At 70.0% G+C, this 22,384-nt stretch carries 21 protein-coding genes and 1 riboswitch; of the genes, 9 read left to right on the top strand and 12 right to left on the bottom strand.

From position 1 onward, the window contains the following. Positions 1–38 precede the first annotated feature (38 nt). A complete protein-coding gene (locus tag FLP23_RS07030; protein ID WP_149325196.1) occupies positions 39–1,043 on the bottom strand; it encodes a LacI family DNA-binding transcriptional regulator in 1,005 nt (334 codons plus the stop codon). A gap of 287 nt (positions 1,044–1,330) precedes the next feature. Here FLP23_RS07030 and FLP23_RS07025 point away from each other — a divergent pair, with 287 nt between their 5' ends. Further along, positions 1,331–2,143, top strand: a complete 813-nt coding sequence (locus FLP23_RS07025) for a UbiA family prenyltransferase (RefSeq protein ID WP_149325195.1) — start codon at positions 1,331–1,333, stop codon at positions 2,141–2,143. Between the two features lie 191 nt (positions 2,144–2,334). Here the strand turns inward: FLP23_RS07025 and FLP23_RS07020 are convergent, their stop codons facing one another. The 4 genes from FLP23_RS07020 to FLP23_RS12365 all read right to left on the bottom strand — a co-directional run bounded on the left by FLP23_RS07020 (position 2,335) and on the right by FLP23_RS12365 (position 11,612). Then, positions 2,335–3,006 carry an esterase/lipase family protein gene (locus FLP23_RS07020; protein WP_149325194.1) on the bottom strand — a complete coding sequence of 224 codons (672 nt, stop codon included), beginning with the start codon at positions 3,004–3,006 and terminating at the stop codon, positions 2,335–2,337. A gap of 50 nt (positions 3,007–3,056) precedes the next feature. Beyond that, positions 3,057–4,109, bottom strand: coding sequence for an LLM class flavin-dependent oxidoreductase (locus FLP23_RS07015; protein WP_149325193.1), 1,053 nt, complete (start codon positions 4,107–4,109; stop codon positions 3,057–3,059). Between the two features lie 35 nt (positions 4,110–4,144). Further along, positions 4,145–5,572: a serine/threonine protein kinase gene (locus FLP23_RS07010; protein WP_149325192.1), complete on the bottom strand. Its 1,428-nt coding sequence runs from the start codon at positions 5,570–5,572 to the stop codon at positions 4,145–4,147. Positions 5,573–5,651: 79 nt separating this feature from the next. Then, the gene (locus tag FLP23_RS12365; RefSeq protein ID WP_210413802.1) at positions 5,652–11,612 is read right to left on the bottom strand and encodes a discoidin domain-containing protein; all 5,961 of its coding nucleotides are present in this window, start codon (positions 11,610–11,612) and stop codon (positions 5,652–5,654) included. Between the two features lie 120 nt (positions 11,613–11,732). On the opposite strand from FLP23_RS12365, the gene FLP23_RS06995 reads away from it, so the two are divergent. From FLP23_RS06995 to FLP23_RS06985, 3 genes are all read left to right on the top strand, one after another. After that, positions 11,733–11,954, top strand: a complete 222-nt coding sequence (locus FLP23_RS06995) for a toxin-antitoxin system protein (protein WP_149325191.1) — start codon at positions 11,733–11,735, stop codon at positions 11,952–11,954. Continuing rightward, positions 11,947–12,282 (top strand): type II toxin-antitoxin system PemK/MazF family toxin, encoded by a 336-nt coding sequence (locus FLP23_RS06990; protein ID WP_149325190.1) that lies wholly within the window; start codon positions 11,947–11,949, stop codon positions 12,280–12,282. Before FLP23_RS06995 ends, FLP23_RS06990 begins: the two co-directional genes overlap by 8 nt. Positions 12,283–12,426: 144 nt before the next feature. Then, positions 12,427–12,544, top strand: a riboswitch (SAM riboswitch). 28 nt (positions 12,545–12,572) lie between these two features. Further along, entirely contained in the window at positions 12,573–12,803 is a 231-nt protein-coding gene (locus tag FLP23_RS06985) for a hypothetical protein (RefSeq protein WP_149325189.1), read from the top strand. A gap of 113 nt (positions 12,804–12,916) precedes the next feature. Here the strand turns inward: FLP23_RS06985 and FLP23_RS06980 are convergent, their stop codons facing one another. Next, a complete protein-coding gene (locus FLP23_RS06980) occupies positions 12,917–13,585 on the bottom strand; it encodes a nuclease-related domain-containing protein (RefSeq protein ID WP_246139926.1) in 669 nt (222 codons plus the stop codon). Positions 13,586–13,751: 166 nt separating this feature from the next. Between FLP23_RS06980 and FLP23_RS06975 the strand changes: the two genes are divergently transcribed. From FLP23_RS06975 to FLP23_RS06955, 5 genes are all read left to right on the top strand, one after another. Next, a complete protein-coding gene (locus tag FLP23_RS06975; protein WP_168200396.1) occupies positions 13,752–14,681 on the top strand; it encodes a nuclease-related domain-containing protein in 930 nt (309 codons plus the stop codon). Positions 14,682–14,828: 147 nt separating this feature from the next. Then, positions 14,829–15,149 (top strand): nucleotide pyrophosphohydrolase, encoded by a 321-nt coding sequence (locus FLP23_RS06970; RefSeq protein ID WP_149325186.1) that lies wholly within the window; start codon positions 14,829–14,831, stop codon positions 15,147–15,149. After that, the gene (locus FLP23_RS06965) at positions 15,136–16,869 is read left to right on the top strand and encodes a DNA/RNA helicase domain-containing protein (RefSeq protein ID WP_149325185.1); all 1,734 of its coding nucleotides are present in this window, start codon (positions 15,136–15,138) and stop codon (positions 16,867–16,869) included. Before FLP23_RS06970 ends, FLP23_RS06965 begins: the two co-directional genes overlap by 14 nt. Positions 16,870–16,978: 109 nt before the next feature. Then, positions 16,979–17,242 carry a type II toxin-antitoxin system Phd/YefM family antitoxin gene (locus FLP23_RS06960; protein WP_149325184.1) on the top strand — a complete coding sequence of 88 codons (264 nt, stop codon included), beginning with the start codon at positions 16,979–16,981 and terminating at the stop codon, positions 17,240–17,242. Beyond that, positions 17,243–17,635, top strand: a complete 393-nt coding sequence (locus FLP23_RS06955) for a type II toxin-antitoxin system VapC family toxin (protein ID WP_149325183.1) — start codon at positions 17,243–17,245, stop codon at positions 17,633–17,635. 112 nt (positions 17,636–17,747) lie between these two features. Here the strand turns inward: FLP23_RS06955 and FLP23_RS06950 are convergent, their stop codons facing one another. The 6 genes from FLP23_RS06950 to FLP23_RS06925 form a co-directional block, all read right to left on the bottom strand. Beyond that, positions 17,748–18,032, bottom strand: coding sequence for a hypothetical protein (locus FLP23_RS06950; protein WP_149325182.1), 285 nt, complete (start codon positions 18,030–18,032; stop codon positions 17,748–17,750). Between the two features lie 59 nt (positions 18,033–18,091). Further along, the gene (gene crcB / locus FLP23_RS06945) at positions 18,092–18,469 is read right to left on the bottom strand and encodes a fluoride efflux transporter CrcB (RefSeq protein WP_149325181.1); all 378 of its coding nucleotides are present in this window, start codon (positions 18,467–18,469) and stop codon (positions 18,092–18,094) included. After that, positions 18,466–18,963, bottom strand: a complete 498-nt coding sequence (locus FLP23_RS06940; RefSeq protein WP_149325180.1) for a fluoride efflux transporter FluC — start codon at positions 18,961–18,963, stop codon at positions 18,466–18,468. Before FLP23_RS06940 ends, crcB begins: the two co-directional genes overlap by 4 nt. Before the next feature lie 74 nt (positions 18,964–19,037). Next, entirely contained in the window at positions 19,038–20,726 is a 1,689-nt protein-coding gene (locus FLP23_RS06935; RefSeq protein WP_149325179.1) for an amidase, read from the bottom strand. A 106-nt stretch (positions 20,727–20,832) separates the two neighbouring features. Beyond that, entirely contained in the window at positions 20,833–21,987 is a 1,155-nt protein-coding gene (locus FLP23_RS06930) for an agmatine deiminase family protein (protein WP_149325178.1), read from the bottom strand. 95 nt (positions 21,988–22,082) lie between these two features. Further along, entirely contained in the window at positions 22,083–22,277 is a 195-nt protein-coding gene (locus tag FLP23_RS06925; RefSeq protein WP_149325177.1) for a hypothetical protein, read from the bottom strand. Positions 22,278–22,384: the final 107 nt, after the last annotated feature.

The raw sequence follows: 22,384 nt of genomic DNA, 5'->3' as shown, positions 1-22,384 counted from the left end.
CTCGCTGATCGAGTGCCCGCGAAGCGGGCGTATCGCGATCAGCTCCAGCGGGCGGTGCTCCCCCGCACGACGAGCTCCGGCTCGAACAGGTACTCCTCGGTCGCCGGCTTCGCCCCCTGCAGTTGCGCGACGAGCAGTTCGATGACGAGGCGGCCCATGGGTTCGATCGGCTGCCGCACGGTGGTGAGCGGCGGGTCGGTGGCGTTCATGAGCGCGGAGTCGTCGTAGCCGACGATGGAGATCTCGCCGGGCACGCTCTTGCCGGCGCGGCGGGCGGCGCGCACGGCACCGAGGGCGAGCGGGTCGGATGCGCACAGGATGCCGGTCGCCCCGGCCTGGATGAGGCGGGTGGCGGCCGCCTGACCGGCTTCGAGCGTGTAGTGGGAGTGCGCGACGAGGGCGGGGTCCAGCTCGCTCCCTTCGGAGGCGGCGAGGCGCCGTGCGGATTCGAGTTTGCGCTGGGAGGGCACGTGATCCGGGGGGCCGAGCACGATGCCGATGCGTTCGTGGCCGAGTTGGCGCAGGTGATTCCAGCCGAGTTCGATGGCGACCTGGTCGTCGGTGGAGACCGTCGGGAAGGCCAGTTCGGGCACGCGCGCGTTGACGAGCACGGTGGGGATGCCGAGCTCGGTGAGCCGGTCGTACTGCTCGTGCGGGGCATCCGCCTGCGAGTACTGGCCGCCCACGAACACGACGCCGGAGACGCGCTGTTCGAGCAGCAGCTCGATATAGTCCGCTTCGCTGATGCCGCCGGCGGTCTGGGTGCAGAGCACGGGGGTGTAGCCCTGCTGCACGAGGCCACCGCCGACGAGCTCCCCGAAGGCGGGGAAGATCGGGTTGGTGAGCTCGGGGAGGAAGAGGCCGACGAGCCGGGCGCGTTCGCCGCGCAGTTTGCTGGGGCGTTCGTAGCCGAGCACGTCGAGGGCGGTGAGCACGGCCTGGCGGGTGGATTCGCTCACGCCGGGTTTGCCGTTGAGCACGCGGCTCACGGTGGCTTCGCTGACTCCGACCTTCTGAGCGACTTCGGCAAGACGGCTCGACATGCCGCAATTCTATGCAATCCACGCAAGAAGTTGCGAGATTCGTTCCTGGCGCCCGACCGCAGCCCCGCATCCGGCCCGCATCCGGCCCCGATTTGCCCCGCATCCGCTCGCATCCGTTACCGAATCGCGACCTTCCGGCCCCGAACCCGTTCGTCCTCCCACCCCAGAAATGCAGGAGCTTCGGCGGATCCCCCCTGCGCCGACAGGGTGGGGTGCGGCCCGGGCGTCGATTCTCCTGCATTTCTGGGGTGGGGACGGAGGGGGGACGGCGGGGCTAGCCTGGGCGCATGCCGGCCCGGATCCGCTCCTACGCGGGCGCGACGCACCCGGGACCGGCGCTCGCCGTCACCGCGATCACGGTGCTGCTGGGGGTCGCGGGCGCACTTGACGGCTGGCGCGTGGCGCTGCTCGGGTGCGCCATGCTCGCCGATCAGCTCTCGGTGGGGCTGTCCAACGACTGGATCGACGCCGACCGCGACCGCGCATCCGGCCGCGCCGACAAGCCGGTCGCGCGCGGGGACGTCCCGCCCCGGTCCGCGCGCAACCTCGCGTTCGCCCTCGCGGCACTCGCCCTGCTGCTCACGGTTCCGCTCGGCTGGGCTGCGCTCGCCCTGCACACGGGGCTGCTCGCGACGGCGTGGGCGTACAACGCGTGGCTCAAATCCACCGTGCTCTCGCCGCTGCCCTACGTGGTCTGCTTCGGGCTGCTGCCGGCGCTCGTCACCCTCGCCGCGGACGCGCCGCACTGGCCGTCGGGCTGGGTGGTCGCCGCCGGCGCGCTGCTCGGCCTCGCCGCGCACTTCGCCAACGTGCTGCCCGACCTCGATGCCGACCGTCGCACGGGCGTCGTCGGGCTCGGGCATCGGATGGGGATGCGAGCATCGGCGAGCATCGCCTTCCTCGCCCTCGCGTCCGCGAGCGCCGCCCTCGCCGCGGAGCTGGGCTTCGGTCCCCTCGCCCTCGCGGGGCTCACGGCCGGCGCCGCCATCGCCGGGCTCGGACTCGTGCTCGCCCTGCGCGGTCGCGGCACGCGCACCCTGTTCCGCCTCGTCATCCTCGGTGCCCTCGTCGACGGCGCCCTGCTCGTGCTCGCCGCCTGAGCGAGCCAACCACGGCCGCAACCCCGTTTCCGCAACCCCGTTTTCGCAACTCCGTTTCCGCAACCCAGTTTTCGCAACTCAGGAGATCCGCCCGCATCCGCCCATGACCGATCCGCGGCCACGCGATTCTCCTGAGTTGCGAAATCACGCGGAGGGGGGTGCGGTGGGGACCGGGCCGGACCGGACCACGGCTACGGGCGCCCGGCCTCCTCCACCACGAGCAGCGGCAGCCGGGCGTCGTGCAGGATGCGGAAGTGGCCGGTCACGTCGACCGTGAGATTGCGGGCGCCGTCGAGCGCCGAGCCTTCGGGGATGTGCGGGTCGAAGGCGGGCGCGATCGACACGATCCGCGCGTTCGCGGCCGCCTCCCGCTCGAGCTCGGCGATCACCGGCACCACGGGGCGGAACTCGCGCATCGCGGGCGGCACCGCGAGGTGCGCCATCCGGGAGCCGTGGAAGGGGGTGGCGATCGCCACCACCCGGGCGATGCGCCCCTCCACGTCGTCGCGCGCCAGCAGGTGCTTGCCGACGATGCCGCCCTTCGAGTGGGCGACGATCACGACATCCCGCAGCTCGAGTTCGCGGATGCGCGCCCACACCCGCGCGGCCGTCTCGGGGATGGGGCGGTGGTTGATGCCGAGGCCCGGCACGATGTGCACCGGATGCCCGGCCACGTTGAGCGCATCGGCCACCGGCCGGAGGTAATGCCAGGTCTCGTACACCCCCGGCACGAGCACCACGGGGGCGCGGCCGCCCTCCGCGTAGCGTGACGGCACCGGCCAGTCGCGCAGCGCCCGCGCCCGGAACCGCAACGCGTTGGGGAAGTCGCCGACGATGGCGGCCGCGTGGCGCAGGATGCTCATGCCGTCAGCCTCGCCGATGCGGGTGATGTCGAGGCGCGTCGCGGCGCTCCTCACTCACCGGCAGCCAGCAGCTCCCGCACCCGCGGCACCACGACCCCGCCGTAGAGCTCGATCGCGTGCATGAGGTTCTCGTGCGGCACGGTGCCGCTCGCGTACTTGAAGTCGAAGCGCTGCACCCCGAGGGTGCGCACCGTGTTCGCGATCTTCTGCGCCACGGTCTCCGGCGAGCCGACGTACTGCGAGCCGGTCTCGATCTCGCGGTCGAAGCTCTCCTGCGTGATGGGACCCCAGCCGCGTTCGCGCCCGATCCGCTCCGCCATCGCGCGGTAGTGCGGCCAGGCGATGCGGCGGGCCTCCTCGTCGGTGTCGGCGATGAATCCGGGCGAGTGCACGCCCACCGGCAGCGCATCCCGGCCCAGTTGGGCGAGGGCGCGGTGGTAGAGGTCCACGTAGGGCTGAAAGCGCGCCGGGTCGCCGCCGATGATGGCGAGAGAGAGCGGGAAGCCGTAGCGGGCGGCCCGCACGACCGATTCGGGCGATCCGCCGACGCCCACCCAGGTGCGGATGGGTCCGCCTTCGGTCTTCGGGTACACCTCCTGCTCGTTGAGCGGGGCGCGCGTGCTGCCCTGCCAGCTGACCGGGCCTTCGGCGAGCAGGCGGGCGAGCAGTTCGATCTTCTCCTCGAAGAGGATCTCGTAGTCGTGCAGGTCGTAGCCGAACAGCGGGAACGACTCGGTGAACGATCCGCGTCCGAGGGTGATCTCGGCACGCCCGTTCGAGATGGCGTGCAGGGTGGCAAAGCGCTCGTACACGCGCACCGGGTCGTCGGAGGAGAGCACGGTGACGGCGGTGGAGAGGTGGATGCGGGTGGTGCGGGCGGCGATCGCGGCGAGCAGCAGTTCGGGCGAGCTCACCGCGAAGTCGTCGCGGTGGTGCTCGCCGATGCCGAACACGTCGACGCCGAGCGTGTCGGCGAGCACGCCCTGCTCGACGGTGTTGCGGATCACCTGGGCGCCGCTGAGCCGGTTGCCGTCGGCGTCCACGGTGATGTCGCCGAAGGTGTCGAGTCCGAGTTCGAGGGTCACGGTCTCATGAAACCGCATGCAGTCGGGTGCTATTCCTGGGCATCCGGCGTCGCCTACACGGCGTGCGGGTAGCGGATGGCAGGGGTCGCCTCATCCTCGAGGGGGCGCAGTTCGCTCACGAGGCTCTTGGAGGCCACCTGCAGCTCGAACTCGTCGGTGACGAGTGCCGCGAGGTCGCTGAGGCTCGCGAGCTGGGCGTCCGTGAGGGTGCGTGATACGAAGTCGGCCACCGAGAGCACGCCGATGTTGTAGCCGTCGGGCGACTTGAGCGGCACGCCGGCGTAGAACCGCACCTGCAGTTCGCCCGTGACGAGCTGGTTGTCGGCGGAGCGTGGGTCGAGCAGCGCGTTCTCGATCACCCACGGCTCGTCGTGGAACACGATCGACGAGCACAGTCCGTCCTCCCGCGGCAGCTCGGTGAGCGCGGTGCCGGGGTGGGAGAGGAAGCGGATCACATCGTGCTCGACGATGCTCACGATCGACACCGGGGTGTCGCAGATGCGGCGCGCGAGGGCCGTGATCCGGTCGAATGCTTCGGGGCTGGGGTCGGCGAAGGCCTCGTAGCGGCGCACCGCGTTCATCCGGGCCGGCTCTTCGATCGGCACCGGCATGGGGCGGCTGCGGTGCCGGCCGGACTCTTCGACGATGATGTGCCGCAGCGCGAGCAGCACGTCGCGCGCGGCGGGCCGCTGGGCGGGGTCGCGCTGCAGCATCGCGCCCAGCAGGCTGCGCCAGGCGCTCGACAGCTCGACCGGGATCCGCGGGTCGCGCTTGAGGCGCGACACGGCCGAGGTGGAGGGGTCGCCCGGGTATTCGAGCTTGCGGGTGAAGCACTCCAGCAGCAGCAGGCCGAGCGAGTAGATGTCGGATGCCGGGCCGACGAGATCCCGCAGCACCTGTTCCGGGCTGAGGTAGGCGGCGGTGCCGGTGGTGTTGGTCTCTTCGGGGCCGAGCGCGGCGGCGGTGTCGAAGGCGATGCCGAAGTCGGTGAGCCGGGCGCGCGAGCGCGCGTCTCCGGTGCCGTAGTCCACGATCAGCACGTTGCTGGGCTTGATGTCGCGGTGCACGACGCCGCGCCCGTGCACGTAGCTGAGGGCCTCGGCGAGGTCGTAGCCGATCTCGGCGACCGCGCGCGGCGGCACCTGGCCCGCCTTGAGGGCGTACTCGAGGTCGTTGCCTTCGACGAACTCCATGATGAGGTACGGGTGCGGCTCGGTGGGCACGGAGTCGTCGATTCCGGCGTCGAGCAGGGTGACGATGCCGTGGTGGTTGAGTCCGGCGAGCACCCGCAGCTCGGCGGCGTGCACCGAGTAGTCGGTGCCGTGCGAGATGGCGGAGAACAGTTTCAGCGCGACGTCGCGGCCCAGTTGCTCATCGCGCGCGATGTACACCTTCGACATGCCCCCGCGACCGATGACGCCTCCCGGGCGGTATCGCTGCTTGAGCAGTACGTCGGCGTACGACCCATACGGACGGTCCATGGCACACCCCTTGACCACGGATGATAGCGGTTTCGAGCGGTTTTCGTACCGTTTCGTCTACCCCTTGTCGGGTGAGCCGTCACCCCGCGGGAACCCCGTAGGCGCGCAGCTCGTAGATCGAGTAGCCCCACGGGGTGGCCTTCGTGACCCCCTGCATCCTCAGGTAGCGCGTGGTGGCCGTGATCGGGATGTCGTCGGTGCCGCCGTTGCCCGCGGTCTCGGTGAAGACGTCCGTCCAGGTGGTGCCGTTGGGCGAGCGCTGCAGCTTGTAGCCGGTGGCGTAGGCCGCCTCCCACTCGATGGTCACCCGGTTGAGGGCGTAGTTCGCGCCCAGGTCGACCTGCAGCCAGTTGGTGGCGGACTCGCTCGCGCTCCAGCGGGTGCCGAGATCGCCGTCGACCGCGGCGGCCGCCGACTGCTGCGCGTTCGAACTGCTCGAGGCGGTCGCGGTCTTCCCCTGGGCGACGTTGGTGGATGCCGGGGGCGCGGTCGGCGCGTACACCGCCATCTCGTAGAGCGAGTACCCCCACTGCCCCGAGAGCGCGACCCCCTGCATCCGCACGTATCTGCCCTGGGTGCTCAGCGGGATCGTCTCGGTGCCCCCGTGGCCGTCGTTCTGCGTGTAGACGTCGTTCCAGTTGGCGCCGTCGTTCGACACCTGGATGCGGTACGCCTTCGCGTAGGACGCCTCCCAGTTGAGCTGCACCGAGCCGATCGCCGTGGTGGCGCCGAGGTCGACCTGCAGCCAGTTGGTGGCGCTCTGGCTGGCCGCCCACCGGGTGGACAGGTTGCCGTCGAAGGCGGCCGCCGCGGACTGGTCGGCGTTGGAGGACGACGACGCGGTGGCCGGCTTGCCGAGCGCGAGGTTGTTGCTCGTGCTCGCCGATCCGAGGGTGATCGCGAAGGTCGCGGTCTGCCCCGCCTTCAGCTTGAGCACGCGGCCGTTGCCGCCGATCGGGGAGCTGAGCACCGTGACGTTCGGGCTCGTGATCGACTGGATGCCCGAACGCTGGATGAGCGTGAGGTCCTGGTCGATGTCCGAGGTGATCGTCAGCTGGATGGTGCGGGCCGTGGTGTTCCAGCTGAGGTCGTCGATCGTGAACCGGCTCTTGCCGAGCATCCCCTTGATCGAACCCGTGGTGAAGTTCGCGGGCAGTGCCGGGAGCAGCTCGAGCGTGCCGGGGTCGGACGTGGCGAGCATCTCCATCATGACCGTCGGGACCGAGTTCACGACATCCGTCGCGAAGGTGCCGTGGTTGTTGTAGTGCGAGGTGGCGAGGCTCGAGTAGTAGTAGTCGTCTTTCGCGAACCGCAGCAGCTTGGCGTTGACGGAGGCGGCGTCGTTGAGATCGGCGGCGATGAGCGCTCCGTGCAGGAGGCCGTGGCCGGCGTTCTCGTAGCTGCCCTGGTCCTTCTTCTGCAGGAACACCTTCGCGGCGTCGTACAGCTGCTTGTTCTTCTCGGGGGTCACCTCGCGGTACGGCCACACCGGCATGAGTCCGCTCGAGTGGCGGTGCTGGTACTGGTTCTTGTTGGCGAGATCGGGCCAGGCCCACTCGGCGAGCGCCCCGTCGTTGTTGACGATGTAGGGCGGCAGGTGGTCGAGCAGCTCCTGCCAGACCGGGATCTTGTTCTGGTCGCGGCCGAGCGTCCTCGCGGTCTGGATGAGCGTGGTGAGCGCGAACCGGGCGCCCGAGATGTCGTACACCGAGTTGACCGACAGCGGCACCCCGCCCGCCGGGCGGTTCTCGGGCGAGATCGAGCCGGCGAAGATGTAGTTGCCGTTGGCGTCCTTCTTCTTGAGGAAGTCCTCGTAGAAGTCCCCCATGTCTCGGATGAGCGGGTAGTACTGGTCCGCGAGGAACTGGGTGTCGCCGGTCACCTCGTAGTGCTCCCAGAAGGGATACAGCAGCCAGGACTCCCCGCCTGTCACGTACTGGTAGGGGTAGTCGAAGTTGATGTTCGAGATGAGGCCTTCGCCGTTGGGCGTGTTGCCGCCCGTGAGCATCCCGCGGGTGCCGAGCAGCTTCTGCGCGTTGGTGCGGAAGTCGGCCTGCCATTGGCGGTTGAGGGCGAAGTAGCCCGCCATCACCTCGGGCATGTTGCCGATGTTGCCGCTCGAGATCTGCAGGTTGAGGTTGGCGTCGAGGTGGTAGTAGCCGTCCCAGCCGACGTTGCTGTCGCCGGTCCAGTTGCCGAGCAGGTCGGGAGCGTAGCTCTCGTTGCCGGAGCCGAGCAGCGTGTAGCGGCCCACGTAGAACATCCGCTCGGCGAGTGCCGGGCTCAGCGTGCCCGCGTTCTTCTGCTCGGCCAGCAGCGTCTCGTTCGACTTGGCGCGATCCGCGGCGCTCGCGCCGAAGTCGATCGACACGCGGTCGAAGATCTCGCGGTGCGTGGCGGCGTGCCGCGCGCGCAGGGTCGAGTAGTCGGCGGTGATCGCGCCGAGCCGCGCCTGCAGCTGCTGGCGGCTCCACTCCGTCTCGGCGGTGACGCCGCCCTGGTAGGTGCCGTCGTAGCGCTGGGTGAGGGTGAGCAGCATCACGTAGCTCGCGTTCGAGACGGTCACCTGGTTGCCGTTCTTGGTCTTGGTGCCGTCGGTGACGATCCGGGTGACGCCCTCGTAGCCGGCGTTGTAGCTGCCGTTCGGGTACTTCACGCGCAGGTCGAGGTAGTCGACGCTCGAGTTGTCGGTGGCGACGAGACCCTTGTTGAGCAGGTTCATGCCGGCATCGATCGACTGCCCGAGGGTCACGCTGAAGCGCTGCTGGCCGCTCGGGGCGGGAAGGTACTGCACGGTCACGCCGTCGGTGCGCGAGACGAACGACTCGCGGCGCCACTCGCCCGCGGCATCCGTCCACTTCACGCCCACCACGCCGTTCTCGTAGTCGGTGGAGCGCTGGTAGTTGCTGACGGCGCCGTTGGCGGGCAGCTGCAGGGTGATCTTGTAGCCGGGATGCTTGCTGCCCTCGCCGCCGCCCTGGTAGCCCTGCACGTCGGCCGCGAGCTGGTTGGCCTGCTGGTACTGGCCGGCGATGAGCAGGTCGCGGATGCGGTCGATGTTCGCCTGGCTCACCGTGTTGAAGGTGCGGTGGGGGCGGGCTTCGCTGCGCGCCATGAAGAAGTCGCGGTCGGTGACGACGACGGTCTCGTCGCGCGGGTTGCCGAACACGATGATGCCCTGCTTGCCGTTGCCCGCGAGGAGGCCGTTGGCCCAGTCGCCGTAGCTCTGCGGGTAGCTCGTGGACGCCGCGGTCTTGGCGGGGTTGCTCGGGAGCGGTGCGACGGGCCCCGAGGGGTTCGTCGGCGGATTGGTCGGAGGATTCGTCGGAGGATTCGGGTTGGTCGCGCCCGGTCCGTACACCTCGAACTCGTAGAGCGAGAGCCCCCACTGGGTGGCCGCGAGCTGGCCCTGCACCCGCACGAAGCGTCCGTTCGCGGGGGTCGTGAGCGCGATCTCGTCGACGTGATCGCCCGTCGGGGCAGCGTTGTTGTGGGTGTGCACCGTGCTCCAGCTGCTGCCGTTGTCGGACACCTGGATCAGGTACTGCGAGGCGTAGGCGGCCTCCCACTTGAGCACGACGCGGCCGATGCTCTGACTCGAGCCGAGGTCCACCTGCAGCCAGTTGGTGTTGCCGCCGTTCGACCCCCACCGGGTGCCGGTGTTGCCGTCGAAGGCGCGGAAGGCCGAGCGGTCGTTCTGCGGCTGGCTGTTGGTCTCGCCGCTGCCGTCGTTCGACTGCGAGGAGGCGGTGTAGGCCGAGCTCGGGCGGTTGAGGGCGAGGTTGGTGGCGACGACGGGTGCGATCGGGGTGCCGAACACCTGGAACTCGTAGAGCGAGTAGCCCCACGCGGTGGCGGGGGTGACCCCCTGCATCCGCACGTAGCGGGCGTCCTTGCGCACGCTCACCGTCTCGGTGCCGCCGGCGCCGGTGGTGGTGGAGTAGGCGTCCTGCCAGCTCTGGCCGTTGTCGGACACCTGGATCTTGTAGCCGCGACCGTAGGCGGCCTCCCACTGCAGGCCCACGTTCGTGATCGTGTAGCGGGCGCCGAGATCCACCTGCAGCCAGGCGTTGTTGTCGCCGCTGCCGTCGCTCGACCAGCGCGTGGAGCCGTTGCCGTCGATCGCGTTCTGGGGCGCGTAGCTGCCGCTCTGGTAGGAGGCAGTGGCCTGCACGCCCGCCTTGAGCGCCAGGTTCACCGGCACGTCGCTCGGCGGGGCGGGCGGGGTGGGGATGGTCTGCCCGGCCGGCGGCCACAGCACGTAGTGGTTGGCGCCGTTCTTCACGTCGGCGAACGGGCCGGCCTTGACCGCACCCGCGACCACGGGTCGGCCGAAGAAGTCGGTGTTCACATCCGCCGGGATGCTCTGGTTGGCGTTCGGGATGGTGCCGACGCGCGACTGGGTGACCGGGGTGAGGCCCGTGATGCCCGAGGCGTTGAGCGTGAAGTCGAGCGTCATGCTCGTGTTGGTGGAGGTGTAGCTGACGCCCGAGATGACGCCCGTGGCGTTGCCCTCCTTGATCTGGGTCTTGCCGGTGGCGTTGTTCGGCAGGGTGGATCCCTGCACGAGGTTGTTGAACCAGTGGAAGGTCTGCGGGCTCGTGAGCTTGGTGGTCTCGTTCATGGTGCCCGGCTGGAAGTAGTAGGCGTCGCGCCCGCCGCCGTCGACGTTGATGTTGCCGTTGTCGAGGAAGAGGTTCTGCGCGTAGACGATGCCCGTGGCATCCAGCATCCGGATGTCGCGGTTGCCGATGAAGATGTTGTTGTCGACGAGGATCGGCCCGTGCACCGCCTCGGCGTAGTAGCCCCAGGGGGTGTTGACCACGATGTTGCCGGTGACGCGGGTGTTCTGGTTGCCCCAGTCGGTCCAAATGCCGGCCGAGTTGCCGCCCTGCGAGTTCTTGATGTAGTTGCCCTTGATGAGGCCCTCGTTCATGTAGTGGACCTTGATGGGGGCGGTCTCGGCGCCGCTGAACTCGTTGCGGTAGTTGGTGTCCTCGATCATGTTGTAGAGGATCTGCGAGTGCCAGGAGAAGACGCCGGCGACGCCGGACTGGCCGCACTTGCCGAGGTAGTTGTTGCGCACGATGTGCGAGCCGTAGGCGCTCGTGTTGTGGAAGTTGGTGCGCACGTTGCCGGGACGGTTGCCGGCCCATTCGTCGCTGCCGAGACCGATGTCGATGCAGATGGTGCGCGCGTTGACGACGATGTTGTTCTCGATGATCCACTTGAGGCCGCCCGAGACGCTGATGGCGCCGGCCTGCTGGCGGGGCGGGTTGCTCGGGAAGTCGGAGTAGGTGCCGGCTGCGTGCTTCACGGTGAAGCCGTGGATGGTGATGTAGCCGAGCCCCCACACGTCCGGGGCGATCACCTGGCGGCGCACGTTGATCTCGGCGAGCTTGTCGTTGGGGTTGTTGCCGTCGAAGTTGGCGTAGATGGTGGTGTTGCCGCCCGCGACTTCGGAGTACCAGCTGCCCGCGGATGACTGCACGGCGGCGAGGGTGGCCTTCTCGTAGTAGGCCTGCTCGTTCAGGTAGACGTCGCCCGCGTTGTAGCCGGGGAAGGTGCCTCCGCCGCCGCCCTGCGGCTGGCCGGTGGCGTAGGGGTTGTAGCTGCCGAAGTAGCTATTGGGCAGCACGACCCGCCAGGTGTTGCCGTTGTACGGGGCCCAGGTGTTGATCTCGTCGGATCCCTTGATCACGACCTCGCCGTCGCCGGCGCTCGTGTAGGTGATGCGGTTGTTCTCGTCGGTGCCGCCGCGGGCGGGCTTGACGGTCTCGCGGTAGAGGCCCGCGTGCACGACCACGCGGTCGCCCGCCTGCGCCTCCTGCGCGGCCTTGTTGATGGTGCGGTACGGCTGGGAGGCGGTGCCGGGGTTGCTGTCGGCGCCCGTGGTGGCGACGTGCAGCTCGCGACCTGTTGCGGCGTTCGCCGCCGGCACGGATCCCGGGATCAGAAGCCCGAGAGCGAGGAGGAAGCTGAGCGTCATCGCCAATGCGAGACGCCCGCGCGCGGACGACGAGGATCGCGTGAGATTCATCAGGCCCCTTTGCTCGAAAGAATCGGAACTCACCCTGGCGGAGGGAAACATCCGATGTCAAGGGCTTTCTTCATTAATTTATGTATTGATGGGATGTCATACTCTCGGTATGCTCCGAGCATGCCCACGACCATCAAGGTCTCCACCGAGCTCCGCGATCGCCTCAAATCGCAGGCATCCGCGGCCAACCTCACGCTCGGCGAGCACCTCGCCCGCCTCGCCGAGCTCGACGACCGCCGCCGCCGTTTCGAGGCGCTCGGGTTCGCCATCCGCAGCACGCCGCCTGAGCTGATGCAGAGCTATCGCGACGAGTCCGCGGCGTGGGATGCGGTGGATGCCTGAGCTCTCCCCCGGCGACCTCGTGTGGGTGGCCCCCGATGCCGCCGTCGGCCGTGAGCAGGCGGGGCGCCGCCCGGCGCTCGTCGTCGCCGGCGCCGACTATCTGCAGCAGGTGGACGCGCTCGCGATCGTGGTGCCCCTGACGAGCGTCGACCGCGGCTGGCCGAACCACGTGCCGGTCGCCGGCGGCGGGTTGCCGTCGAGATCGTGGGCGATGACCGAGCAGGTGCGCACGGTCTCCCGCGACCGCATCGTCGGCCACGCGGGGCGAGCGGATGCCGAGACGCTGCTCGCGGCTCGGGCGTGGATCCGCGACTTCCTGGAGCTGTAGCCGCCGGGTTCGGGCTGCTCAGGTGGTCGAGGAGCGCCGCCCGCCTTCCCGCAGGTGGTCGAGGAGCGCCGCCCTGCAGGGGCGACGCGTCTCGAGACCACCGCCCACGCCGATGTCGCCCGCCCTCACTACGGTGGGTATCACGTTCACGAGTCGCGACTGTCGGTACCTGGCCGGTCGCGCGGCAACCCGAGTCCATCGACTCCCGGGTGCCCCAGGGGAAGAACGGGCGCCCGCCGACCGGCCGGCGCAAGGTCGATGGGGCGCAGCCCCGGAGAGGGGTGAGCCACATGGGCGCCTCGCACGAAGGATGGTGGACCCTGCTCGGGCTCTCGGCGGGGGCCTCGGGCACGAAAGTCTTCGATCGCCCCTACTGGGATGCTCGGCTCGGCCCGCTTCGCGAATACCCTCCGATCGCGTTCTGCAATCCCGAGACGGGGCACGCGGTCTCCCTCGAGGAGCTTGTCGGGATGATCGCCGCGCGGAGCGCCGAGCTCGAGCTGTCGCGCAGGCGGTTGTAGCCGCGCCGCGCTCGTGACCCACTCGCCCGCGAGCAGGGCCGCGCGAAGCTCGAGCGGATGCGGCGGCCGCGGGCGGCCAGTTCATCGTCCGGATCGGCGAAGCCGGCCCGGTGCTACCTCAGCGCCGGCCCGAACACGCCCGCGATCGTCGCAGCGGTCTCCGCGACGTCGCACACGGTATCCCCCGCGGCCCCCACTCGCTTCTGCAGCAGGCGAGGCCACAGCACCTCGACGCCGCGGATCACGAAATCGCCACCGAACAACGGCCAGTCCGCATCCACGAAGCACAGCACGCCGCGCACCGGCACCTCGCCCACGACATCCCGAACCCGTTCGACCTGCTTATACATGCTCTCGATGAGCGACGTCTTGTCGCGCCCGCCGACGACCAGCAGCTCGGTGCGCGGACGGAAGATGCCGCCGTCGACGCGCAGCGCGGGGCGCTGGTTCTTGTAGCGCTTCGCGTCGACCACCCACACCCCCTGCGGTGTGATCGCGATGTGGTCGATGTTCGCCTTGCTACGCGGGATGCGGCGGTCGTGGAGCACCTTGATGCTCTCGCCGGCGAGATAGTCGAGGGCGGCACCCACCTCCTTCTCCCCGTTTGCGCCGCCCCGCCACGCCGTCGTGCTCTGACGCTCCGGCGTGAGCGCGACGGCGATGCTCCCGATGCGCCCCTGGCCCCAGGTGTCGCGGATGCGGGCCTCATCCTTCGCACGCCGCCGCTCGTATTCGCGCTGCGCCGATCCACCCGCGGTGCCCGCGTTCGGGTCTTGTGCCACGTGTCCCCCTCGTTGCTCCACCGCATCCTGTCGCACATGGTCGCCCGGCTTCAGTCCCCCGATCGAGGCGCGGCGATGAATCAACGGCGCCCAGCGGGGCGAACCCACCGGCTCACACCCGAATGAGGGTCTGTCGACTCATCCAACGGGCAACCATGCTGCATACGTGCGCGAAGCGGGTTACGTCATCCGAGATCTCGCGGATCATGCACCGGGCCACGCTCTGATCGTCAAGCTGCTGACCGAGTGGGACGCGGGACGAATCCGTCTCGATGAGGAATCCGGTGAAGTCGTCATCGACGACGACTCGCGCGGCTGGTATTGGGGCGTGCTGGGCGAGCGGGCGGTCGCCGGAATCCTCAGCTACCTCGGGCCGGAATACACGGTGCTGCATTCCGTTCCCCTCGGCGCGCAGGGCGCCGACGTCGACCACCTCGTGATCGGGCCGAGTGGCGTGTTCACCATCAACACCAAGTACCACCCCGGCGCATCCATCTGGACGGCCGGGCACGGCTTGCACGTCAACGGCGTGGGGAAGCGATACCTCCACAGCTCAGCTGGCGAAGCCGGTCGGGTGGAGGCGAAGCTCTCCGCAGCTGCCGGATTCGCGGTACCGGTGCTGTCGGTGATCGCGTTCGTGGACGCTTCGACATTCCGGCAGACCGCGCCCAACGAGATCGACGGCGTGCCCATCGAGGTGGTTCCCGCAGAGCAACTGCTCACCGTCATCTGCGGCGAACGCCAGCTGAACGACGCACAGGTGACCCGAATAGCCGAGGTGGCGCGGAAATCGTCTACCTGGCAGAAGACACTTCGCCCGAGCGCTCCGGGAGCTCACCTTGTGCGCGAATTCGACGCACTAAATGAGGCGCTCGGCCCTTCGCTCAACCCTGACTACCCTGTGCGTGCGGCTACCCCCACCGCCCGTCGATCGCAGCGGCCGAGAACGCCCAAACCGGCAATACAGCCCGGCGCGAGCAGTCGCGTCGCCGCCGTGATCCTCAGCGGTTGCCTGGGCCTGCTCTTCCTGCCAATCGCGTTGACGCTTCTCGGATGGGCGGCCTCCGCCGTTCTTGGTGCGCTGCTGCCCCGCTGAGGGAGCGGGCGCGGCGGCGCCCGAGGCCTGCTCTCGGCGTAGGCAGGTACCGCAAGCGCGGAGATTTGAACCTGCGACCCCTTGACGCAACGTCTCAGCAGGCCGCGGATCCGCAACCCTTCGAAGCAGTCGCGCTACGGTGATCCCGTGACCGCCGAGCACACCCGCGACGCCCTCCGCACCTTCGTCGCCGAGCGCGACTGGGCGCAGTTCCACTCCCCCGAGAACCTCGCGAAGAGCATCTCGATCGAGGCGGGCGAGCTGCTCGAGTGCTTCCAATGGAGCGCTGACGCCGATCCGGAGCGGGTCAAGGACGAGCTCGCCGACGTGCTCACCTACTGCCTGCTGCTGGCCGACAAGCTGGGTGAGGATCCCGATGAGCTCGTGCTGCGCAAGCTCGAGAAGACCCGCGCCAAGTATCCCGTCGAGAAGGCGAAAGGCCGGAGCACGAAGTATGACGCCCTCTAGCCTCGAACGGTTCGCGTTCACCGCGCGAGCGGCGCGAGAGTGGGGCCGCCGAGACCCGCGCCACGCGAACTGGCCCGTCGTCTACGTGATCGACGGCGCCGGCGGCGCGCGCGGCCGGGTCTACGTCGGCGAGACCGTCAACGCCGCCAGCCGGATGAAGCAGCACCTCGGCGCGACCACCAAGCAGGGTCTCGCATCCGTGCGCGTCGTGCTCGACGACACCTTCAACAAGTCGGTGTGCCTCGACCTCGAGTCGCACCTCATCCGCTGGTTCGCCGGCGACGGGCGCTATCTCGTGCTCAACGGCAACGAGGGCATCGTGGACGCCGCCTACTACGACCGCGAGGTGTACCGGGAGTCGTTCCGCGACGTCTTCGAGCAGCTGCGCGCCGAGGGGCTGTTCGAGCGCAGCATCCCCGAGATCGAGAACAGCGAGCTGTTCAAGTACTCGCCCTTCAAGTCGCTCAGCCCGGACCAGGCGATCGCCGTCGAAGACATCCTCGACGGGCTGTTCGAGGATCTCGCCGCCACCGGCACCGCGAGCACGAGCGTCATCCAGGGTCGCCCCGGCACGGGCAAGACGATCATGGCGATCTTCCTCATGAAGCTGCTCGCCGACATCCGCGACTACCGCGACGACGACGGCATCGAGCGCGACTCGCGCTTCGCCGAATACTTCGTGCCCGAGCATCGCGAGCTGCTGCAGGGCTTTCGGATGGGGCTCGTCGTGCCGCAGCAGTCGTTGCGGCAGACCATCCAGCGGGTGTTCCGCAAGACGCCGAAGCTGTCGCCGTCGATGGTGCTCACCCCGTTCCAGGTGGGCAAAGCCGCCGAGCGCTTCGACCTGCTGCTCGTCGACGAGACGCACCGGCTCAACCAGCGGGCGAACCAGGCGTCCGGGGTGCTCAACAAGGACTTCCGCGACATCAACGTGAAGCTGTTCGGCGCCGACGACGCCACCCGCACCCAGCTCGACTGGATCACCGCGCAGAGCGACCACCGCATCCTGCTGCTCGACGCGGACCAGAGCGTGCGGCCGGCGGACCTGTCGGCGGAGGCCACGGCGCGCATCACGGATGCGGCGCGCTCCGCGCACCGGCTGTATCCGCTGAGGTCGCAGCTGCGGGTGCGCGCCGGCGAGGACTACGTGGAGTTCGTGCGGTCGGTGCTGCGTGGCGAGGCCGCCGCTCCCATCGAGCTCGGCGACTACGACCTCCGCTTCTTCGACGACCTCGGGGCGATGGAGGATGCGATCCGCGAGCGCGACGCCGAGCACGGGCTCGCGCGGCTGGTGGCCGGCTTCGCCTGGGACTGGCGCTCGAAGAAGCATCCGGACACCCACGACATCGAGCTCGACGGCCGACGCCTGCGCTGGAACAGCACCGCGAAGGACTGGATCAACTCCCCCGGCTCGCTCGACGAGGTCGGCTCGATCCACACCGTGCAGGGCTACGACCTCAACTACGCGGGCGTCATCATCGGACCCGACCTCCGGTGGGATGCCGCGGCGGGCCGCATCGTCGCGTCGCGGGACGACTACCGCGACGTGAAGGGCAAGGAGAACAACAAGACGCTCGGCAAGGTCTACAGCGACGACGACCTGCTGCGGTACATCGTCAACGTGTACACGGTGCTGCTGACCCGCGGCATCCGCGGCACGTACGTGTACGTCGTGGATGCGGGGCTCCGGGAGCGGTTGCGGGGGTTCTTCACCGCCTGAGCCGGGCCGGGTTCTCCACGGCTCGTCCGACGGCGAACCGACCGAGCGCAGGATGCGGCCAACCTGGGTGCATGACATCCCGATGCCAGCAAGTGCTACCTTGTAGCACATGGAGCAGATCGGCATCCGAGCGCTCAAGCAGAACGCATCGGCGGTGGTCGCACGAGTCGCCGCCGGGGAGTCGCTCGTGATCACGGATCGCGGCCGGGCCGTCGCGCAGCTCGTACCGCTGCCCGCCACCCCGATCGAGCGGATGCTCGCCGACGGCACAGCATCCGCTCCCGCGCGCGACATCCGCACGCTGTCGGCGCCCGCAGCGGGGCCCGACCTCAGCGCGAGCCTCCGCGAGCAGCGCGACGAGGAACGGTACTGAGTGTTCAGCTACCTCGACACCTCGGCGCTCGTCAAGCTGGTCGTTGCCGAAGCCGAGACGGATGCCCTCATCGCCTGGGTGGAACAGCGTCATGACCACCTCGCCACCAGCCTTCTCGCCCGCGCCGAGCTTCAACGAGCGGTCCGCCGGACGGCGCCCGACCTGCTGGAGCGCGCGCGCGAGGTTCTGGGCACTCTGCACCTGCTCGGGATGCCATCCGTCGGCTACGACGAAGCCGCCCGGCTCGAGCCTGCAGCGCTTCGCACTCTCGACGCCCTGCACCTCGCCAGCGCGCTGCGGCTGGAGGAGCAGCTCGAGGCGATCATCAGCTACGACGAGCGGCTGAACGACGCCGCACGCCTGCTCGGGATCACGGTGCTCTCGCCGGAGTAGCGGCGCACTGCGGCGCCTTCCGCGCGCCAGAGTGAGGCCCCCGAGCAGGCGACGACCCGGATCCGCCAACTGACAGCTCACGTCTGCGCCCCTGACCGCCCGTGGCGTCAGCTCACCCGAGCCCGGTGTGCCCCGCCCAGCGCACCGCTGCCCGGTCGGCCGCCGCCTCGATGAGCGCACGCAGCTCGGGGCGATCCGGCACGGCGAACGAGACGTAGCCGCCGCGACCGCCGGCCACCGGTCGGCCGTAGGCCTTCGCCGCGAGCGAGCCGTCGGGCAGCAGGCGCACGGTGATCGACTGCAGCACGAACTCCTCGCCGCGGCGGGTGTCGGTCCACTGGAGCTCGGCGGGCACGGCGACGTTCAGGGCGAGGGCGGCGACATCGACGGCTGGCATGAGTCCATTGTGCTGCGGGGGGCGGTCCGGCGGCGCTCCCCGACCACCTCGGCTGCGGCTCAGACCAGAAGCGCGCCGAGCCAGACGCCGAACGCCGCGAGCGCCGTCGCCGCCACCAACTGGATGAGACCGTTGAGCAGGGCCGCGATCCACTTGCGCTCCTGCAGCAGGTGCACGGTCTGGAAGCTCGCCGTCGAGAACGTCGTGTAGCCGCCCACGAACCCCGTGCCCAGCACGAGCATCCACTCGTGCGGCAGCGCACCCGCACCGAACCCGGCGAGCAGACCCAGCACGAGCGATCCGCTCAGGTTGATGGCGATCGTGCCGAGCGGCAGACTCCCGGCGAACCGCGAACTGATGAAACCGTCGAGCGCGAACCGCGCCACCGCGCCCACCCCGCCGGCGAGCGCGACCACCGCGAACACGAGCGGCGTCACAGCGCCACCCCCGCGTGGCGGCGCCGCACGAAGGAGCCCACCGTGATGCCGAAGGTGGTCGCCGCCACGCCGAACACCACCGTGCCCAGTCCGTACGCGATGCCGGTGCCGGGCGACTGCTCGCCGAACAGCAGCGCGGCATCCGTCGCGAGAGCACTGTAGGTGGTGAAGCCGCCCATGAACCCGGTGCCGAGCAGCAGCCGCAGCGTGCGCCGGACGCCGTGGTCGCCACCGCGACGGGCGAGCGCCTCCAGCAGCACGCCCAGCAGGAACGCGCCCAGCAGGTTCGCAAGGAAGATCGCCCACGGGATGCCTGCAACCGTCGGCACCACGAGCATGAGCCCCTCACGCGCGGCCGTGCCGAACACGCCGCCCACGAACACGATCCCGAGGAACGCGGGACGCAGGTGCACGGGGCGCGGGGTGCCCGCGGGGGTGGTGTCGACCTCGAGGTCGGGGTCGAGCGGCAGCTCGGGCTCGGGCAGGGCGGGCATCGTGTCGATTGTGGCAGACCTGACTGCGGTGGTGATCTCGGGACGCGTCCGCGTCGCGGGCGCTCCCCGATCAGCTACATGGACGGCGGGACGCGACGCGGGGCGAGGGCCTCGAAGGCGGCCGCGAAGCGCAGTAGCGCCGTGTCGGAGTAGGCGCGACCGGCGAAGGTGAGCCCTACCGGCATCCCGATGTCGGCCATGAGCCCCATCGGCACCGTCACGGTGGGGATGCCCAGGTGCCGGATGGCGAGATTCCCGTTCGCCACCCACACGCCATTGCGCCAGGCGAGGTCCGCGGACGCCGGGTTCACATCCGCGTCGGCCGGTCCGACATCCGCCACCGCCGGGAACACGACCACGTCGAGGCGGTGCGCGTCCATCCACTGCTCCAGGTCGACGCGGCGGGTGTGCTCGAGACCCCGCAGCCCCGCTTCGAGCTCGGGCATGTCGTCGAAACCGGCCCCCGGATGCCGCCGCACCCACTCGGGGTAGGCGGCGATGTCGTCGTCGGATCCGGTGGGCCGGTCGGGCAGCGCGCCCTCCGGGTGCGGGAAGATGCGCGCACCGTCGACCCCCGCGAGGCTCGGAAACGCCGGATCGCCGTTCGCGCGCAGGAAGTCGTCCCACGCCCAGGCGGAAAGATCGAGCAGCTCGCGCGCCAGATACTCGGGACTCACGAAGCCGCGGGTGGCGATCGTGGGGGCACCGGCGCGGTCGCCCTCGTAGTTCGACACCACCGGGAAGTCGACCTCGACGACGGTCGCGCCCGCCTCCTCCAGGTCGCGGCGCGCCTGCTCCCAGAGGGCGAGCACCGAGTCCCGCGGCTCGATGCGCTGCCCGAGCGGCCCGCCGAGCGACTCACCGGCGCCGGCATCCGGATCGGTGCCGAGAAACATGCGCGGCACGCCGATGCGCCGCCCGGCCAGCTCCAGCACGGCATCCGCGCGGTCATCGGGCAGCAGCGCCGGATACGACACCGGGCGCACCTCGGACGCCCGCGGGATGCTCACCCAGGGTTGCACGCGCCAGAAGTCGCCCCGGCTCTCGGCGTCGTCGGCGACGATCACGTCGAGCACCTCCAGCAGGTCGGCCACCGTGCGGGTGTGCGGCACCACGACATCCATGGTGGGAACGAGCGGCCAGTTGCCGCGCGTGGAGATCACCCCGCGCGACGGCGTGTAGGCGACGAGGCCCGAGTTGGATGCCGGGCCGCGGCCGCTCGACCAGGTCTCCTCGCCCAGGCCGAAGGCGGCGAAGCTCGCGGCGGTCGCGGTGCCGGAGCCGTTGGAGGAACCCGAGAGGAACGGCGCCGCGAGGAAGTCGCGGTTGTAGGGGCTCTCGGCACGCCCGTACAGACCGCGCTGCATGCCGCCGTTCGCCATCGGGGGCATGTTGGTGAGGCCCAGGCAGATCGCACCGGCAGCGCGCAACCGCTCGATCGTGAAGGCGTCCCGCTGCGCGACCAGCTCCGCGAACGCGGGGCTGCCGGCCGCGGCGGTGAGGCCGCGCACGAGGTAGCTGTCTTTCGCGGTGTACGGGATGCCGTCGAGCGGGCCGCGGCTCTCCCCCGCCGCCCGCCGCGCATCCGACTCCCGGGCCTCGCTCAACGCTGCAGCGTTGTGCACCACGACGGCGTTGAGCTCGCCGTCGTAAGCGGCGATACGAGCGAGGTAGGCCTGCACGAGCTCGACCGCGGTGGTCTCGCCGCTGTCCAGGGCCGCGCGCAGGCGCGCGATCGGAGCCTCCACCACGTCGAAGCTCATGCGGCTCGCCAGCTCTCCGCGCACACTCCGACGCAGGCTGGGCTTCGCCTGCACCGTGCAGGCGAAGCGCCTCCTGCGTCGGAGTTCGGATCAGGAACGGCAGGAGTCATGTCGCGCTCGGGGGTCTCGATACGCCGCCTTCGGCGGCTACTCGACCAGCGGGAGGAGCACCCTCGGCGGCTCCTCGACCAGCGGAGGGAGCACCCTCGGCGGCTACTCGACCAGCGGAGGGGGCCACCGCCGGCTGCTGCTGGGTGATGCAGTGGATGCCGCCGCCGCGCGCGAAGATCGGCCGCGCATCCACGGTCTCCACGCGGCGGCCCGGGTAGGCGTCGGCGAGGATCGCGCGGGCGTCGGCATCCGCCCGCTCCTCGCCGAAACCGCAGGCGATCACGCCGCCGTTCACCACGAGGTGGTTCACGTAGCTCCAGTCGACGAAACCCTCGTGGTCGCGGAGAGCGGCCGGCGCGGGCAGCTCGACGATCTCGAACGCGCGACCGGCGGCATCCGTCTCGCCCGCGAGCTGCGCGCGCAGCCCCGCGGTCACGGCGTGGTCGGGGTGCCCCGGATCGCGCTGGCTATGCAGCAGCAACCGCCCGGGCGAGGGGATGGTGGCGACGATGTCGACATGCCCGTTGGTGCCGAAATCGTCGTAGTCGCGGGTGAGACCGCGCGGCAGCCAGATGGCGCGCCTCGTGCCGAGGGTGCGGGCGAGCTCCGCCTCCACCTCGGCGCGGGTGAGGCCGGGGTTGCGGCGCTCGTCGAGTTGCACGGTCTCGGTGACGAGAACCGTGCCCTCACCGTCCACGTGGATGCCGCCGCCCTCGTTCACGAGCGCCGACTCCACGAACTCGGCGCCCGCCTCCGCCGCGATCAGGCGCCCATGCCGTGCCGACAGCCTCCACTCCGACCAGCCGCGGTCGCCCCAGCCGTTGAACACCCAGCCGACCGCGCCGAGCACGCCGGGACGCTCGGGGTCGCGCACGAAGGTGGGACCGTGGTCGCGCATCCAGAACTCGTCCACCTCCGCCTCCACGAGGGTGACGGATGCGCCCAGCCGCCCGTGCGCGTTCGCCGTCTCGCTCGGGTCGACGAGCATCGTCACCGGCTCGAACTCGGCCACCGCGCGCGCCACCGCCGACCAGGCCGCGTAGCACTCCTCACGCTCGGCCACGGTGTCGCCGAGCGTGGTTCCCGCGCGGGGAAACGCCATCCAGGTGCGCTCGTGCGGGGCGGTCTCGGCGGGCATCGTCCAGGCCATGATCCATCTTGGCGCATGGGGGGATCTCGATACGCCGCTTCGCGGCTACTCGATCACCGGGGCGGACGCCGCCACGCGGCAGCTCCGCCTCCGCCTCAATGCAAGCGCTCGGGATGGTGCTGCAGCGGCGGGCGGACCGCGTCCACCACGCGGCGGTATTCGCGATCCGCCTCGAACAACTGCTCGCGTGCGCGTTCGTGCACCTCGCGGGCATCGCGGAACTCGGAGCGGGCGGCGACCAGACGCAACTCGGCGATGCGCGCCGAGTCGTCATCGAGAGTGATTGTCATGCGGTGAGGCTAGGCGCCGACGCCTGCCGGGGGAACCGCTGTTGCGGAGTTGGTCGGGATGCGACAACGGATGACGCCGCGCGACGGCGACGCCCCCGCCCGTCAGC

This window comes from Protaetiibacter larvae (genome assembly GCF_008365275.1).
GTDB lineage: Bacteria > Actinomycetota > Actinomycetes > Actinomycetales > Microbacteriaceae > Homoserinibacter > Homoserinibacter larvae.
Note: the sequence above shows the minus strand (reverse complement) of the source record. Positions and strands in the feature narration are given on the sequence as shown.

Coding starts and splice junctions, on each gene's coding strand:
- FLP23_RS07030 (WP_149325196.1), bottom strand. CDS start 1,043: ATGTCGAGCCGTCTTGCCGAAGTCGCTCAGAAGGTCGGAGTCAGCGAA.
- FLP23_RS07025 (WP_149325195.1), top strand. CDS start 1,331: ATGCCGGCCCGGATCCGCTCCTACGCGGGCGCGACGCACCCGGGACCG.
- FLP23_RS07020 (WP_149325194.1), bottom strand. CDS start 3,006: ATGAGCATCCTGCGCCACGCGGCCGCCATCGTCGGCGACTTCCCCAAC.
- FLP23_RS07015 (WP_149325193.1), bottom strand. CDS start 4,109: ATGCGGTTTCATGAGACCGTGACCCTCGAACTCGGACTCGACACCTTC.
- FLP23_RS07010 (WP_149325192.1), bottom strand. CDS start 5,572: ATGGACCGTCCGTATGGGTCGTACGCCGACGTACTGCTCAAGCAGCGA.
- FLP23_RS12365 (WP_210413802.1), bottom strand. CDS start 11,612: ATGAATCTCACGCGATCCTCGTCGTCCGCGCGCGGGCGTCTCGCATTG.
- FLP23_RS06995 (WP_149325191.1), top strand. CDS start 11,733: ATGCCCACGACCATCAAGGTCTCCACCGAGCTCCGCGATCGCCTCAAA.
- FLP23_RS06990 (WP_149325190.1), top strand. CDS start 11,947: ATGCCTGAGCTCTCCCCCGGCGACCTCGTGTGGGTGGCCCCCGATGCC.
- FLP23_RS06985 (WP_149325189.1), top strand. CDS start 12,573: ATGGGCGCCTCGCACGAAGGATGGTGGACCCTGCTCGGGCTCTCGGCG.
- FLP23_RS06965 (WP_149325185.1), top strand. CDS start 15,136: ATGACGCCCTCTAGCCTCGAACGGTTCGCGTTCACCGCGCGAGCGGCG.
- FLP23_RS06960 (WP_149325184.1), top strand. CDS start 16,979: ATGGAGCAGATCGGCATCCGAGCGCTCAAGCAGAACGCATCGGCGGTG.
- FLP23_RS06950 (WP_149325182.1), bottom strand. CDS start 18,032: ATGCCAGCCGTCGATGTCGCCGCCCTCGCCCTGAACGTCGCCGTGCCC.
- FLP23_RS06940 (WP_149325180.1), bottom strand. CDS start 18,963: ATGCCCGCCCTGCCCGAGCCCGAGCTGCCGCTCGACCCCGACCTCGAG.
- FLP23_RS06935 (WP_149325179.1), bottom strand. CDS start 20,726: ATGAGCTTCGACGTGGTGGAGGCTCCGATCGCGCGCCTGCGCGCGGCC.
- FLP23_RS06930 (WP_149325178.1), bottom strand. CDS start 21,987: ATGGCCTGGACGATGCCCGCCGAGACCGCCCCGCACGAGCGCACCTGG.
- FLP23_RS06925 (WP_149325177.1), bottom strand. CDS start 22,277: ATGACAATCACTCTCGATGACGACTCGGCGCGCATCGCCGAGTTGCGT.